Source organism: Vibrio lentus, from assembly GCF_030409755.1.
Classification (GTDB): domain Bacteria; phylum Pseudomonadota; class Gammaproteobacteria; order Enterobacterales; family Vibrionaceae; genus Vibrio; species Vibrio lentus.
Genome location: NZ_JAUFQE010000002.1, coordinates 1,519,529 through 1,534,822 on the forward strand (window position 1 = coordinate 1,519,529; position 15,294 = coordinate 1,534,822).

A 15,294-nucleotide genomic window follows, 5' to 3' on the forward strand; every position below is an offset into this window, starting at 1 on the left:
GATGGGTTTGCCAACTTATCCAACTTAACTAGCTCGCTCGCCAAACAAAAAAACTCCGAGCTTTCACTCGGAGTTTTTAATATCTAGCTTCTGTTACTTCAGCGAATTACAGTTCGATTGAAACCGTTTCGCCATCAACATTGAGCAATAGCGTGTTGCCTTCAAGCTTGTGAGACACTTCAACTTGCTCGCCTTCGTTCTTATTAGGAACGAGAAGCGTCAGGATGTTGTGCTCTTTCGATGGCTTGAATTCCACTTCCACGTGACGGTGGATCTCAAGATCTTTGAACTCGTATGGGTCAACTTCGCCAAAGCCTTCAACGTTCTTAACTGAAGTGATGTTATCAGCAGACTCGTTGATGAAGTTTACGTCTAGGTGTGCAACTTCGCCACGGATAGTGAAAGACTTGTCTGCCACTTCGTTTGCGAAGGTTGTATGCATTAGCCAAGTCATGTCTTTCTCTTCAGAAAGCGTTGCCTTGTCTTGCATTACGAATACTTTACCTTGAACGAACCAGACTTTACGCTTGTAAGATTCAATTTCAGGAACGAAGTACTTGTAAGATGCCGTCGCATCACCTTCAACCATCTTCACATCAGATTCAGTGTCGAAGTCAGAGATAGTGCCGCCCGCTTCGATACAGAAGCGATCTTGGTGGTTTTCGTAGCCTGTGTTCTTGTTCTCGCCGTACTGACCTTTACCACCGAATAGTGGAAGGTTTTTAGAGAACGTTTGACGACGCCACTTCGTGTGCATATCAACACCGAAACCACCGTAGTAACCTGTTACTGACGCTAGCGTTTCACCAAATGCGTGAAGCGTAAATGCGTTTTGGTCACCGTGAGAGTGGCTGATTGAGCCAAACGGAGAACATTTGAATACCATGTGAATATGGTTATCACGCTCAGTCATCTTGTTGTGGAATGCAGCCCAACCCGTGATTGGGAATACTTTCAACAGTGGATCGTTCGATGGGGCTTTCTCTTCAGGTGCATCCCAAAGGAAGTTAAAACGAAGATCGTCGTAGCCGAAGTCCCACCAACCGAAATTGTAAAATTTCGTGTGAGCTTCAGTATCACGGCCTTTCAGTTGGTTGTAGTACCAAACGTACTCAGGCTTCTGGTTAACACCTGCGTAGTGCTTGATGTTGTAAGCCAGTTTTAAACCTGGGAAATCGCCGATTGAAGACTGGTCACAGAAGCTCGCGCGCTTAGAGTGAACAGGCATACAATAAAGCGGGAAGTCACCGGTGTTTTCGTAGAATGTTTTGTTAAACATGTCTACACCACAGTATGCTTTCAATAGGTCGAATGCTTCGCCTAGGAATGCAGTTTGCGTGTTCCAGTAATCAGGGCCTTCAGCCCAACCGCCGTCTACACCGCCCCATGGTGGGTAGTGTACTGCGTAGTATTCTAGAGCGTATGCAATGTACTCGCCTGCTTTCGGGTGATCATGGTAAAGCGCGATACACGTTGGGATAATAGCAGAAGAGATAGAACGAACACCGTGACTGTTTAGAGGGTTGTTCAATAGATCAACCGTCACTTTCAGGTGGTGCATGATTTCGTCTAGACGCTCAATCAAAGCATCTTGAACCTGCTGACGTTCTTCATCTGTGAAGTAACCGTGTAACCAGTCGTAACCCCAAGCCATAGCTGCGATGACACGGAAAGCCGCTTCATCGTTATAACCACGAGAAGTCACACCTTCTGGATCGTACGTAGACAGTTTTAGAGTCCAAGCTTTTGCTTTTGCAATTAACGCTTCGTCTTCTTTTACAACACCAGCAATCGCTAGGTTACGTGTCGCGTTCAGTGCCATTTGGCAATCAACGTACATTTGACGCCAATAAGGACGCCATAGAGAAGCTTTACCTACCGTCTCAGCTGGGTAAGCTTGAGGCTCTTCAAAAGGAGCAGTCTCAAGGAACTTAACTGTAGAGTTGTTGTAGAAATCATCAAACATGCAGTGAGCTTCATCAGCTTTCACTTTCGCTTTGAATTCTTCTAACTGATCAGCTTGAACAAGAAGACGCGGACGTGCTTCGCTCAAGGTGTCTAGGAATGATAGGTCGAAGTCACGTGTTTGAACTTCGATAGGGAGTAGGTCTACAAGATTACCTGCTGAAGTATCATTCTCCAGCTTCATCTTCCTGATTGCATCAAGAGATTTTTGGTCGCTCATTCTAACTCACTTATTTTTCAAGTTGATTGAAAGGAATTAGCAATAATATACGTCTTATTGTAGGACAATTGAATGTATTTCGATTCAATCGTACAATTTTTTACAGTTTTCGTGATTTGGGTCTGATGTTGTAAGGCTGACACGTTTACTCGATTCGCAAAGCAAAAAAATGCGACGCCCTTTCGAGTCGTCGCATTCTATGGTTTAGCTTTCGGTTACTGCTTTCGCCTGCTTGCCGCCGTCATCAACCGCTTTAACCAGTAGTACACCAACACCACCAACAATCACACCACAAAGGATGAAGACTAGACGCCCCCACATTGGGTTAGTGAGTAGAGCCATTAGCATGATACCAACACCTGCTACCGCAATCAGTTTACCAAGCATTTCACGCTGTTTGTTATCCAATGCTTTCTGCTCAGCCGACTCAGCAACAAGTGGCGTTGCTAGGTTGCCAAAGAACTTATCAACGTCGGCTTGACGCTTCTCAGTTAATGGCTTGTAGAACAGAGTCGATAGGATGAAGAAACCACCTGTCAGTGTGATATGACCAATTAGACCAATTGCAACTTTAACATCAGACCATTCACGGCTTGTTAGCTCTTCTAGACCGAAGACTGAAGACACCATTTCAGCATTAACAACAAAACCTACGTAGTAAGAGACTAAAGCACCGACCACTAGCGTACCCCAACCAGCCCAGTCCGGAGTCTTCTTAATAAAGAAGCCAAGGAATGCAGGGATTGTCATTGGGAAGCCGATTAGAGCGCCGACATACATCATTGTATCGAACAGGCTCAAACCTTTAAGCGAGTTGATGAACTGCGCGATAAGAATAATAGCGATACCAAAGACTGCAGAAGTAATCTTAGAAACAGTTACTAGCTCTTTTTCACTTGCCGTACCTTTACGAACGATTGGTTCATAGAAGTTCTTAACAAAGATACCTGAGTTACGGTTTAGGCCAGAGTCCATTGAAGACATTGTCGCGGCAAACATAGCAGCAACTAGAAGACCAACCATACCTGCTGGCATGTATTCTTGTACGAAGTATAGGTATGCAAAGTCACCCGCTTTTTTACCTGCATCTGGGTAAGCTGCTGCTAGGTCGACACCTTGACCTGCAATGTACCAAGAAGGCATGAACCAGATGAATACACCACAAAGCATGAGTACACAGGCTAACAATGCCGCTTTCTTAGCGTTCTTTGAGTCTTTAGCCGCTAGGTAACGGTAAGAGTTAAGCATGTTGTTAGTAATAGAGAACTGCTTCACGAAGATGAAGAATGCCCAAATACTGAAGATGCTTAGGTAGTTAATGTTATTACCAGAAAGGAAAGAACCGCCTTCCGCTACCGGGAAGTTATTCACGATTTCACCAACACCGCCGCCTTGAACTACTGCTACAACAGCACATGTCACGGTTACTGCCATGATGATAACCATCTGCATAAAGTCAGATGCGATTACCGCCCATGAGCCACCCGTTACAGACATGGCCAATACAACCAAACCGGTAATCCAGATAGTGGCTGTCATGTCGAAGCCGAAGATACCCGAAGCGATGATTGCCAGTGCGTTTAACCATACACCCGCAGAAACAACACTGTTTGGCATTGAAGACCAAGTGAATACTTGTTCGTTAGTCGCACCGAAACGCATACGAATTGCTTCGATTACCGTTACTACACGTAGCTGGCGGAATTTAGGAGCGAAGTATGCAAAGTTCATGAAGTAACCAAATGCGTTGGCTACGAAGATGACCGCTACTGCAAAACCATCGTTATACGCTTTACCTGCCGCACCGGTGAATGTCCATGCACTAAACTGGGTCATAAAAGCGGTTGCACCAACCATCCACCACAACATATTACCGCCCCCGCGGAAGTAGTCACTGGTGGTACTTGTAAATGTTCTAAACATCCAACCTATCGCAATCAAGAATAGGAAATAAATGCCAACAATAATCGTGTTGAGTTCCATCGTGTGTCCTTTGTCCGTTTTAATTTGTTACGAGGACTATAGGAAATTCGACCCTTTATTTGTAGTACAATAATCCAAATAAGTGATGGTGATCTTATTTTGATTGATTAAGTTAATTATATATATGACATAGGATGGAATATGACCAATTCATCAAGGCAATCACTGATATTTTAGATAAAAATTTGACCAATCAAAAAATAAAACAAAATAATAATTTAAAATCAGACACTTACATAAACAAGTAAGACTTTACGCACTAAATTAAAAATGCAACCAAATACATATAAATATAAAGTCCTCAAAAATAATCAAAGCCAAGCCAAAGGACAACCCAGCCCATTAATCACACAATAAACCAGTGTTTTTATCGAAATCGAGCGGGTAATATCATTAGAATTCAATTTAAATATCTAAATATTAAATCCACGAACCCTGTTTGTGTTATCCCAGATTTAGAATACTTAGAAGTAAAAAATCCCGGCTGTCGCATAACTATTTGTCTGATACGGACAGTCTAAAAATGTGTGTTTAGAACGATACTTGGGGATTGTTACCCAGACGTTAAAAATAAGGCGGGTTGTAACGAGGAAGAATAGCTTAACTGACGTAGCGAAAAGGCTGACCCAAAATAGTGCTACAGATGGTGCAACAAGCGGCCTAAAAACCCAAAAAGGCATGCACTTGGCATACCTTTTTAAATCATTTATCTGAGCGTGTGCCTGTTCATCTCGATGTGAGATGGCTTAGGTGCGCTTTAAATCATTTCTACTACGCTGTAGCCAAACGGTGGTTGGCATCTTGCAAGTGAACGGCAGAAGCAATTCTAGCCTTGTCACAATCACCGGCCATGATAGCTTCATAAATTCTGCGGTGTTCATTGATACATGTGCTTCCCTCTTCAGAAGAATGCACGATGAAGTTAACAAACATCGTAGTCAGAATATTGCCGAACGGTAGATAGAAGTCGTTACCTGTCGCATTGAAGATCAAGCTATGGAAACGAGTATCAATGTCTGTCCAACGTTCTTGGTCAAACACTTCAGCTTGATCTACTTCTACCATCTTTTGGAAGATCTCTGAAAGCTCGATACGTTGTTCAGCCGTCGCAAATTTTGCCGCCAATGCACACGCTTCAGGTTCAATCGCACGGCGAAGGCCTAAGAACTGTGAACAGAATTGGTCTACGTCGGTTAGGCCGTCCATCCATTCAATCAGTTGAGGATCAAGGAAGTTCCAGTATGCGCGGTCTACTACACGAGTACCGATTTTCGGGCGGGACTCTAATAAACCTTTAGAGGTCAATAGTTTAACTGCTTCACGAAGTGCCGTTCGGCTGATACCAAACTGTTCACACAACGCCATTTCACCAGGAATAATAGAACCTTGTGGCAGTTCGCCAGACAAGATTCCACGAGCGATTTCACGCGCTACTTGCACGTGCAGGCTGCGCTTCGAGCCCGAAATTGAATTAAAAGTGGTAACCATAAGTTCACTTATTTTATATGTTATGTTTATGTATTATTTAAGGATCACTATAACAGTATTTCAACCTACAGCCAATTGAGTAAAATCAAAACGAATCACAGCTTATTAATTTGCTCGCCTAATCAATCACTTAGAAAGTATCTAACTCTACTCTGCTAGAAACATTATGTTACACCATTCATAAATCCGTCATCAAAAAGCATCGGTTCTGTCATCCTCGATTCCTATACTTCCTTCCAACAAATCACTCTATTGGACTGACATAATGAAACCGACAAAAACAAATCTCACGCTTAGAAGCGCGATTACTGCTGCGCTGATTTTTTCTGGTTCTGCATTAGCGATGGATACGCGATACGAGGACCGCTCTGGTAACTTGGTCGCAGATGTACCCCAAGATGAATCACAATGGGTGGATCCAAACACGCTAATTTTTGCTTACACGCCAGTTGAAGACCCAGCAGTATACGCTGATGTGTGGAGCGAGTTTTTGAGCCACCTTGAAAAAACAACGGAAAAAACGGTTCGTTTCTTCCCTGTTCAAAATAACGCAGCTCAAATTGAAGCAATGCGTTCAGGTCGTCTACATATCGCAGGTTTCAACACAGGTTCAACGCCGCTAGCCGTTAACTGTGCTGGCTTTGCTCCATTCACAATGATGGCGGCTGAAGATGGCTCTTTCGGTTACGAAATGGAAATCATCACACACCCAGGTTCGGGCATCGAAAAGGTTGAAGACCTAAAAGGCAAAAACCTAGCATTCACATCGCAAACGTCAAACTCTGGTTTCAAAGCCCCTTCTGCGATTCTGGATGCTGAATACCAGCTTCAACCTGAGCGTGATTTCAAACCGGCTTTCTCTGGTGCCCATGACAACTCAATTTTGGGTGTGGCACACAAAGATTACGACGCAGCAGCCGTCGCTAACTCAGTATTGAACCGTATGCTTTCACGTGAAGTTGTGAAAGAAGGTCAAATCAAGAGCATCTACAAGTCACAAACCTTCCCAACAACGGCTTACGGCACAGCGCACAACCTAACGCCAGAGCTTCAAGAGAAGATTCAAAAGGCCTTCTTCACTTTCGACTGGGAAGGCACGAAGCTTCAGGAAGAATTTGAGCGTAACGGTGAAGCGAAGTTTGTTCCGATCACTTACCAAGAGCACTGGGAAGTGATCCGCACTATCGATACAGCTAATAAAGTGTCTTACACGTGTAGCTAAGTTCAACCGAACTAAAAAGCCAATCACACATTGATAAAACTAACTGCGGGCTTACGTGCCTGCAGTTATTCATCACTCTTTCGGTTTACTTTCCATGCCTGTCTCAGGCGAACTCTTAGTACACCGCTCTTATAGGAATTCTATGTCTACTCTTACCCTTAAAGGGCTTACCAAGCACTACTCCAGTTCTGATAAAGCCCTGACCAACGTTAGCTTATCGGTGAATGCCGGCGAAGTCGTTGGATTGATTGGCCCATCTGGTGCGGGTAAATCAACGCTGATTCGCTGTATTAACCGACTAACCGAGCCCACCAGCGGCGAAGTTATCTTCTCCAACACCAACCTTGAGACACTGTCTAAGCGACAACTAAGACATTCACGACGTGAAATTGGGATGATTTTCCAAGAGTACGCATTGATTGAACGCTTAACGGTGATGGAAAACGTACTATCTGGGCGTTTGGGATACGTAAACTTCTGGCAAAGTTTTACTCGTCGCTTCCCAGAGTCGGATATCCAAGCCGCTTATGCCCTACTTGACCGTGTTGGCTTATTAGAGCACGCCAATAAAAGAGCCGACGCCCTATCAGGTGGCCAGCGTCAACGTGTTGGTATTGCACGCGCACTCGCTCAGAAACCAAAATTACTGTTGATTGATGAGCCAACAGCAGCACTTGACCCACGTACGGCTCGCCAAATCATGCGATTGATCAGCGAGATTTGTTCAGAGCAACAACTCCCTGCCATCATCAATATTCACGATGTTCAGTTAGCTAAACAGTTTGTCGACCGTGTTGTCGGCCTAAATGCTGGCTGTGTAGTATTTGATGACAAACCAACCTTGCTCACCGAAGACGTACTCACACAGATCTACGGTGAAGAAGATTGGAGCCAGCAAGCAGAAGAAGAGGAAGATGAACTCATCATCATGAACCCTCGCTTGTCTGAGGCAACAATATGACTCAGCCATATCCAAATCAAGCTCAGCAACATTTGAAGTCAGCACAACAGAATCCCAAACAATACCCGACACAGTGGACAAAGCCGCCACTGATATCCAACTCATGGTTGCGTTGGAGTTTGATCATCATCGTCGCGGTGTACTTATACCTTGCGACTCAATCGGTACACGTAAACTGGGCTCGAATCTACGAAGGCAGCGAGCGCGGCTGGCAGTTCATTTTAGCTTTCATGAACCCAGACTTTGGCGGACGTTGGAACAACATCTCACAAGGTTTGATTGAGAGCTTAACCATGACGCTCACATCAACCGTGGCAGGTGTCATTCTTTCAATCCCATTCGGATTAGGCGCAGCCAAAAACCTTGCCCCTACTCCCGTTTATCTATTCTGCCGTGCGTTTATTTCGATCGCTCGTAGCTTACAGGAGATCATCGTTGCGATTCTGTGTGTGGCTCTGTTTGGCTTTGGTACGTTTGCGGGGTTTGTCACGCTGACATTTGCAACCATCGGCTTTCTCGCGAAACTGTTTGCCGATGAGATTGAAGCCATTGACCCTGCACCACTCACCGCAATGCGCGCAACTGGCGCAAGTTGGTTGCAACAGGTGAATTACGCGATTCAAGCGCAGGTTATGCCGCGCTTTATCGGCCTTTCGATGTACCGACTCGACATCAACTTTCGTGAGTCTGCCGTAATTGGCATTGTTGGCGCAGGTGGTATTGGCGCAACATTGAATACAGCAATGGACCGCTACGAATACAGCGCCGCAGCCGCTATTCTATTGATTATTATCGTAATCGTGATGCTGTGTGAATACCTATCGACCATCATCCGCAAGCATGTGCAGTAAGGAACGACTAATGAGCACGCTAAATGACACACCTTCAAGCGCCATGAATCGTACCCGATGGCAGCGTTACGACAGTAAACAGAGCCTAATGCTCTGGATTGGCTGGCTTTGCTTTGTCGCTTTGACCGTTTTTGCCTGGCAAGTCATGAACAAGGATACGATTTGGTACTTTGTGACGGACTCACCGAATCAACTTGCTGATATATCTTCACGTATGTGGCCGCCGAGATGGAGCTACTTAGAGTCTCTGTGGAGTCCGTTGTGGGACACGATCAACATAGCGACACTTGGCACATTGTTGGGGATCGTATTGGCGTTTCCGGTTGCGTTCTTAGCGGCACGTAACACGACACCAAGCATGACGTTTATCAGACCTATTGCGCTGTTCATCATCGCGGCAAGTCGTTCAATTAACTCGTTAATTTGGGCTCTGCTATTAGTGGCGATCATCGGCCCAGGTTTGTTGGCAGGTATTATCGCCATTGCCCTACGCTCGATTGGTTTCGTGGCTAAGTTGATGTACGAAGCAATTGAAGAAGTGAACGCAACACAAATGTCGGCGATTCAATCGACAGGTGCATCTCCGCTGCAAGTGTTGAATTACGGCATCCTTCCTCAAGTGATGCCAAGTTTCATTGGCACGAGCCTGTTCCGTTGGGACATCAACATTCGTGAATCTACAGTATTAGGCTTGGTCGGTGCAGGCGGTATCGGTTTGAAACTGCAAGAGTCGATGGCGATGCTGGCATGGCCTCAAGTGACTGTGATTTTCTGTGCGATTCTCGTAACGGTTATCTTCTCTGAATGGTTGGCTGCCAAAGCTCGGAAAGCCCTTATCTAAATAATAAAACAACGTCAAATAGACGGTTCGCTAGTCAATAAGATCAAAGCCTACTCATTGAGTAGGCTTTTTGTCTTTTGAGGTGTTACGGACAAACCATCGCTTAGAACCGCACTTCATTGACGACAGTCCCTACTCCTTCTATGCTGACACTCACTTGGTCTTTATCGGATAAAGCAAACGTTCTGCCCGGTGTTCCCATAAAAATTAGGTCGCCCGGTTTGAGGGTAAAATAATGGCTCAAATAGCTGACGACTTTTCGAGGCTTGTGAATCATGAACGAGGTATTTTCTTGCTGCACAACCTCACCGTTGACACGAGTGGTCAGTTGTACCTTGTTATAATCGACACCACGAACAATCGTATTACCAATTGGGCCAAAGCCGTCGGATGCTTTCGCTCGTAGCCATTGTAAATCCGTGCCTTGCCAACTTCTTTCTGTAATATCGTTACCCACAGTGACACCAAAGATCGCTTGTTCCGCTTCTTCTTCACTGGCTCGGCTCAACTCTTTACCAATCACAACCACCAGCTCTCCTTCAAAGTGCACGTTCTTCGCTTTCGGTGGCACTTGAATCACTTCACCTGTAAGAATTAAAGAAGAAGGGAGTTTAAGAAACATAGGGGGTGGCGCATCTGCAGGTGATGCTAAGTGGCTGGCGAAGTTCATCCCTACCGCAAACACCTTTTCAGGCTTCGTAGGCAATAATACTTCGACTGACTCAAGAGGAATCGAGGTTTTCGCGACTGAATACTCACTGAAGATATCGCCACTGATTGGCAACACATCGCCTTTATCTAACTTCCCATAACTGATTTTATCTTGATATTGATAGCGCACGAATTCCTCGGTGCTGCCCTTAACTGCGGTTTCCGCATTGACATAAGCAACGCTTGAAATCATCAATATCGCCATTAATCCCTTCATGCTTGATTCCCTTGTCGATTAATCTCCAATCTAACTCTAGTCCACTATGGTTACCTTCGACTTATTCTAGTTATTTTCGGCTCACTCTTGTTATCTTCGAGCAACTCTAATTACCCACGGTCAATTCCAGTACGCGTGAAAGAATAACTCTCAAATCGCAGACATAAAAAAACCGAGCAACTCGCAACGAGTTACTCGGTTTGACTTATTTCCGATATTCTTTGTCATCGACTTTAGTTTCGTTCAGTTACTTAGATGCGAACCCCCTTACAACCGAACATGACATGGCGCTTCGTTCCCGCAAAGCACCACATCAGCACACACCATCGTTAAATGGTAGGTGTGTTGATCATTTACAGTTGAGCAAATGATCCTTCCCACGAGTATGTCTCACCAGCAAACTCAACAGTGTGAGTTGCTTGCTGCTTATCTTCAGCTTGGTTTGAAATACCGTAGTGGTAAGTGTTGCCAGATGTCGTTTGAATGCGCACAACAGTCCCGACACTGTTATGGCCAACAACAGACACTGATTTAACCAGACCACGAGCGCCTACAGAGGCTTCGATAGACTCGTTAAAGTAACCGTGTGTTTCCAATACAGAAGCAAACACATGGTTTTGACCAGACTGACGTAAGATGAACGCAGGCTCACTCTTAAGGTTGAAGTCTGGATCGTTAGCACCAGTGCGAGCAAAGATAACTTCGCTGCCCGCACTCGCGCTGGTTACTAGGCTGTAGTAGCTGCTGTCATGTAGCCAGCTTACTAGAGAACCTTCTTCGTTCACTTTGCCTGAAGCAACGTTCCATAAATGTTGGTAACCGTTGTCTTCACCTAATGGCTTAAGCGTTTTTTCCATGTTGTAATCGAAGTCAGTACGGATGATTTGGCCCGAGTGGTGAACTGGTAAGTCGTACTGGTGCTCAGCGTCAGCTTCGATGCGGTAAACATCAATCACTAGCGGCTTTTCGAACTCAGGAAGGTCAGCAAGAATTACGCTGCGCTGCATGTCTACGCCAGTGTAGTACTCAGAAATCGTGCCGCTCATTCCTTGTAGAGACTGGTCGTCTGCTACGAAGAAGTGCTTCTGACCAAACTTAGACTCAGCCAATGCTGTGTTGAAGTTGTTCTGCGTTTTCTGATCAACCGTTACTGTGTTGTGAGCAACCGTCTGCTTACAGTAAGACTTGTTCTCTGGGATGTAACGGCCGCCAAACTTAGGCTCAACGTTTACCCAACGACCAAAGCCGTAATCGTGCAGCACTTCGTGGCCACGGTTGAATACGCTTAGATGCAGGCCGTCGTAGTGACCGTGGTCTAGTGCTGAGTGGTACTGATGATCAGAACCGTGTTGACCAAACCAGATCAACGCCATGGTATCTGCGGTTTTAGGGTCGTCGTCTTGCTCATCACGGTGACGCAGGATGCTTACGCCGCCTTTTTCGCCTTCAGGGCCGTCCGTTACAAACAGGCTACCCCAGTTGAATGCTTTGATGTCGTCTGCTGCATCAACCGCGTCAGACAGTGTTTTACCAGAAGCATGAACCCAAACGTCTTGTTGGTGATCAGCCATACCAAGCAGAGTTTCAGTCTGCTCGTAACGGTGGTAACACACAGACGTCGCCATGATCACGCCTTCATCGTTGATAGAAATCGTCTTCGATGAATCATTTAGAGCTGGCAATGTGCCGTCTGGGAATGCAGTTTTGAATACAGAGTAAGACGTTGTCTTGATCACTGAATCGTTAAATTCGTAAATACCGATTTCTGGTTGACGACGTTCAATCGCTTCTGCGAAAAGGTAGATTGGACGTAGAGAGAAACGGTGGTAGTAAGGACCTTCCATGTAGTAGCCGTCTGGCGAGAACAGTTGGTCAAGTTGCGCTAAGAAACCGCCGCTTACTTTGTCCAATTTCAGGCCGTAAAGTGCTTTATCTACAGATTCTTGATCGTTGATCGCGTAACCACAGATACCTACCGCAGCCACTGCCCATAAGCCGTGGTTGTGTACGATATCGAAGTCGTGTGCGTAAGTAACAACGAACATTTCGATCATTTGCTTAAGAAGATCGTCTTCGATAAGGCGCTTCTGCTCTTCAGAGATAGTGTGGTAAATGCAGCTGTACGCACAAGAAGCGTAAAGCATCCACATGTTCTCGTTCAACGTTTGGTGGAACAGCTTACCCGGAGGGTTAGTGTCACGGCTTACGTTGCTTTCCAATGTTGGGTATACCGTCGCGTACGCTGTTAGCATATCAACGATGTAATCACGGTACTTTGTTTCCTCAGTGATAAGGAACAAACGACCCGCTAGATCCATATGGATGTAATTTTGCTTGTGACGGTTGTGTTCGTAACCGCCGCCTTCACCGTGACCTGGTACTTCAATGCCAACTTCAGCCATGTAAGCGTCAGTTTGTTTAATGTCACGAGTTAGTGCGTTACCTAAAAGGCTATCCTTGCCAAGTTCTTTACGAAGCTCTGCTGCTTCATCAAAGTTAAGTAAAAGTGGTTGATAGCTCATTATTATTTCCCCTGCTCTGCAGTGCTAAGTTCTTCTAAATTCGTTTTTTGTAACGTTGTCTCTACTGAGTAGAAGCCTGTCCAGCTGTATACTTTGCCGTTCAGTTCTACTTTGTGTTCAGTGCTGTCAGTCGCGCCAAGTTGGTTGCTGATCATCACTGTCACGTTTGATTTCTCTGTCGTAATTTCTACTACTGAACCGATATTGGTGTGAGCCACTACTTTGATGTCTTTCACAACACCACGTGCGCTTACAGATTGCTCGAATTCTTCGTTGAAGTAACCATGCGTTTCAACAACAGAAGCAAACAGTGTGGTTTCGCCTTTGCTGCGTAGAATGAATGCAGGCTCTGAACGTAGGTTGAAGCTTGGGTCGTTAGCACCAGTGCGAGTAAAGATCACTTCAGCATTGTCGTTAGAGGTTGCGCCTAGCCAAGTGTAGTAAGTGTTGTTTTGTAGCCAGCTTACAAGTGCTGTGCCCTTCACTTCACCGCTTGCCACGTTCCATAGGTGTTGGTAACCGAAATGGTCACCTAGAGTGTTTAGCTCTTTGTTTGCTTGGTATTCAAAGTTAGTGCGAACAATCTGACCAGCATATTGGTGTGAGTAGTCGTATTGGTGTTCACCTTCACCGCATTTCTCTGAATCTAAGCGGTAAAGATCCAATAGTAGCGGAGATTCCAACTCTTCAAGATTTAGCATGAACACGCTGCGTTGCATGTCAAAACCTTGATAGTGATCATTAGCAAATGCACTCATACCGTTGATTTGCTCGTCTTCTACTTTGAAGAAGTGTGGTAAGCCGTGTACTGCATCCGCGCGCTCAACATCAAAGTTGTTCTGACATTTTTCATCAATCGTTACTGCGTTGTGAGCAATCGTTTGACGAGCGTAAGATTTGTTTTCATCTAGGTAGCGGCCGCCAAATTTTGGCTCCACGTTAACCCAACGACAGAAACCGTATTCACGTAGCACTTCTTGACCGCGGTTGAAGAAAGAAATACCCAGCGTATCGAAGTTGCCGTGACCCATGCCGTGTTGACCGTAGTTCATCACTAACTGAGAAACGTCGCCTTTCTTATCCTGCATACGGATAAAGCCTTGCGCACCGTTGTGACCTTCAGGGCCTTCGTTCAATTCAACACTTGGCCAGAAAGGCATGCCGATTTCTTGCTCAGCAGACGCCGCTTCATAAGCTTTAGATAGCTCAAGGCCACATGGGTGCATCCAAACTGCGTCTTGAATCTTCGCCATACCAAGAATGTTTTGGTCTACGCCATTTTCAGAAGAGTAATGCTTGCTGTAAACGCTCACTGCAACCTGAACACCCATGTCTGTGATGCCCATGGTGCGAGATGCATCGTTCAGAGCTGGGAATTCGCCGTTCGGGTACGCTGTCGCCAGCATCGCTTGTACCGTGTTACCAATCACGCCACCTTTGTAGTTGTAGATATCCACTTCAGGCATATGACGGTGAATAACTTCAGCGAACACACATGTAGGGCGAATCGCGTAACGGTGGTAGTAAGGACCTTCCATGTAGTAGCCAGAAGGTGCGAACAGTTGAGAGATTTGAGCTAAGAAGCCGCCAGTGTCGTTACGGTCAATGCCGTAGACTGACATTTCAAGGTACTCACGTTTGCCAAGAGCAAGACCACAGATACCCACAGCGGCTACGGCCCAAATACCGTGGTTGTGGATGCGGTCGAAGTCGTGTGCGTATTTAACTGTGAACATTTCTAGCATTGGTTCGAAAATACGCGACTCAATGTTGTCACGCTGCTCTTGTGTCAATGTTGAAGCAACACAAGAGTAAGCCAAGCTTGAGAACATTAACCAGCAGTGTTCGTTCAAGATTTGGTGGAACAAACGACCTGTAGGGTTAGTGTTTTTCTGTACGTGGAAATCAAACGTTAGGTATTTGTCTGCGTATTCTTCTAGTAGTTCTGTAACAAAGTCAGCGTACTTTTGCTCTTTAGTGATCAAGAACATGCGACCAGCTAGATTCATGTACGTGTAATTTTGCTTATGGCGGTTATGTTCGTAACCCCCAGCTTCACCATGACCTGGGACATCAATAGGTAAACGCATGAATGCTTCTAGATCTTTCGCGTTCGCTGCAATGGTTTTGCCCATTAAGCTAGAACGGCCCACTTCAAGATGAAGCTGCTCGATTTCTGCTTCAGTCAACAATACTGGTTTAGTCGTCATATTCTTTGTCACCCTCAATAAAGAGTTTATCTGCTTAAACTTTGATTTAATTTTCAAACCCCACATAAAGTAATACAATATTAGCTTTAATTATACCTATTCG

10 protein-coding genes are annotated in these 15,294 nt (G+C 45.3%); 4 read left to right on the forward strand and 6 right to left on the reverse strand.

Annotation, left to right across the window (positions count from 1 at the left end):
- Nucleotides 1-106: 106 nt before the first annotated feature.
- From QWZ07_RS15325 to QWZ07_RS15335, 3 genes are all read right to left on the reverse strand, one after another.
- Nucleotides 107-2,185, reverse strand: a complete 2,079-nt coding sequence (locus QWZ07_RS15325) for a DUF4962 domain-containing protein (RefSeq protein WP_065111180.1) — start codon at nucleotides 2,183-2,185, stop codon at nucleotides 107-109.
- Between the two features lie 204 nt (nucleotides 2,186-2,389).
- Nucleotides 2,390-4,168, reverse strand: a complete 1,779-nt coding sequence (locus tag QWZ07_RS15330; RefSeq protein WP_017110873.1) for a sodium:solute symporter family transporter — start codon at nucleotides 4,166-4,168, stop codon at nucleotides 2,390-2,392.
- A gap of 771 nt (nucleotides 4,169-4,939) precedes the next feature.
- Nucleotides 4,940-5,656, reverse strand: coding sequence for a FadR/GntR family transcriptional regulator (locus QWZ07_RS15335; RefSeq protein ID WP_192853377.1), 717 nt, complete (start codon nucleotides 5,654-5,656; stop codon nucleotides 4,940-4,942).
- 265 nt (nucleotides 5,657-5,921) lie between these two features.
- Between QWZ07_RS15335 and phnD the strand changes: the two genes are divergently transcribed.
- The 4 genes from phnD to phnE (QWZ07_RS15355) all read left to right on the forward strand — a co-directional run bounded on the left by phnD (nucleotide 5,922) and on the right by phnE (QWZ07_RS15355) (nucleotide 9,531).
- Entirely contained in the window at nucleotides 5,922-6,878 is a 957-nt protein-coding gene (gene phnD / locus QWZ07_RS15340; RefSeq protein ID WP_192853378.1) for a phosphate/phosphite/phosphonate ABC transporter substrate-binding protein, read from the forward strand.
- Between the two features lie 142 nt (nucleotides 6,879-7,020).
- Nucleotides 7,021-7,839 (forward strand): phosphonate ABC transporter ATP-binding protein, encoded by an 819-nt coding sequence (gene phnC, locus QWZ07_RS15345; protein ID WP_102311293.1) that lies wholly within the window; start codon nucleotides 7,021-7,023, stop codon nucleotides 7,837-7,839.
- Nucleotides 7,836-8,690, forward strand: a complete 855-nt coding sequence (phnE, locus tag QWZ07_RS15350) for a phosphonate ABC transporter, permease protein PhnE (protein WP_017110881.1) — start codon at nucleotides 7,836-7,838, stop codon at nucleotides 8,688-8,690. The genes phnC and phnE (QWZ07_RS15350) overlap by 4 nt, the downstream gene beginning before the upstream one ends.
- 10 nt (nucleotides 8,691-8,700) lie before the next feature.
- The gene (phnE, locus tag QWZ07_RS15355; RefSeq protein ID WP_192853379.1) at nucleotides 8,701-9,531 is read left to right on the forward strand and encodes a phosphonate ABC transporter, permease protein PhnE; all 831 of its coding nucleotides are present in this window, start codon (nucleotides 8,701-8,703) and stop codon (nucleotides 9,529-9,531) included.
- Nucleotides 9,532-9,634: 103 nt separating this feature from the next.
- Here the strand turns inward: phnE (QWZ07_RS15355) and QWZ07_RS15360 are convergent, their stop codons facing one another.
- The 3 genes from QWZ07_RS15360 to QWZ07_RS15370 all read right to left on the reverse strand — a co-directional run bounded on the left by QWZ07_RS15360 (nucleotide 9,635) and on the right by QWZ07_RS15370 (nucleotide 15,191).
- Nucleotides 9,635-10,459 (reverse strand): fumarylacetoacetate hydrolase family protein, encoded by an 825-nt coding sequence (locus QWZ07_RS15360; protein ID WP_192853380.1) that lies wholly within the window; start codon nucleotides 10,457-10,459, stop codon nucleotides 9,635-9,637.
- 353 nt (nucleotides 10,460-10,812) lie between these two features.
- On the reverse strand, nucleotides 10,813-12,981 hold the full coding sequence (locus QWZ07_RS15365; protein ID WP_192853381.1) for a heparinase II/III domain-containing protein: 2,169 nt from the start codon (nucleotides 12,979-12,981) through the stop codon (nucleotides 10,813-10,815).
- A gap of 2 nt (nucleotides 12,982-12,983) precedes the next feature.
- The gene (locus QWZ07_RS15370) at nucleotides 12,984-15,191 is read right to left on the reverse strand and encodes a heparinase II/III domain-containing protein (RefSeq protein WP_192853382.1); all 2,208 of its coding nucleotides are present in this window, start codon (nucleotides 15,189-15,191) and stop codon (nucleotides 12,984-12,986) included.
- Between the last annotated feature and the right edge of the window lie 103 nt (nucleotides 15,192-15,294).

What these genes read in the sequence shown, in the direction of transcription:
- QWZ07_RS15325 (WP_065111180.1), bottom strand. Translation starts at nt 2,185, where the DNA reads ATGAGCGACCAAAAATCTCTTGATGCAATCAGGAAGATGAAGCTGGAG.
- QWZ07_RS15330 (WP_017110873.1), bottom strand. Translation starts at nt 4,168, where the DNA reads ATGGAACTCAACACGATTATTGTTGGCATTTATTTCCTATTCTTGATT.
- QWZ07_RS15335 (WP_192853377.1), bottom strand. Translation starts at nt 5,656, where the DNA reads ATGGTTACCACTTTTAATTCAATTTCGGGCTCGAAGCGCAGCCTGCAC.
- phnD (WP_192853378.1), top strand. Translation starts at nt 5,922, where the DNA reads ATGAAACCGACAAAAACAAATCTCACGCTTAGAAGCGCGATTACTGCT.
- phnC (WP_102311293.1), top strand. Translation starts at nt 7,021, where the DNA reads ATGTCTACTCTTACCCTTAAAGGGCTTACCAAGCACTACTCCAGTTCT.
- phnE (WP_017110881.1), top strand. Translation starts at nt 7,836, where the DNA reads ATGACTCAGCCATATCCAAATCAAGCTCAGCAACATTTGAAGTCAGCA.
- phnE (WP_192853379.1), top strand. Translation starts at nt 8,701, where the DNA reads ATGAGCACGCTAAATGACACACCTTCAAGCGCCATGAATCGTACCCGA.
- QWZ07_RS15360 (WP_192853380.1), bottom strand. Translation starts at nt 10,459, where the DNA reads ATGAAGGGATTAATGGCGATATTGATGATTTCAAGCGTTGCTTATGTC.
- QWZ07_RS15365 (WP_192853381.1), bottom strand. Translation starts at nt 12,981, where the DNA reads ATGAGCTATCAACCACTTTTACTTAACTTTGATGAAGCAGCAGAGCTT.
- QWZ07_RS15370 (WP_192853382.1), bottom strand. Translation starts at nt 15,191, where the DNA reads ATGACGACTAAACCAGTATTGTTGACTGAAGCAGAAATCGAGCAGCTT.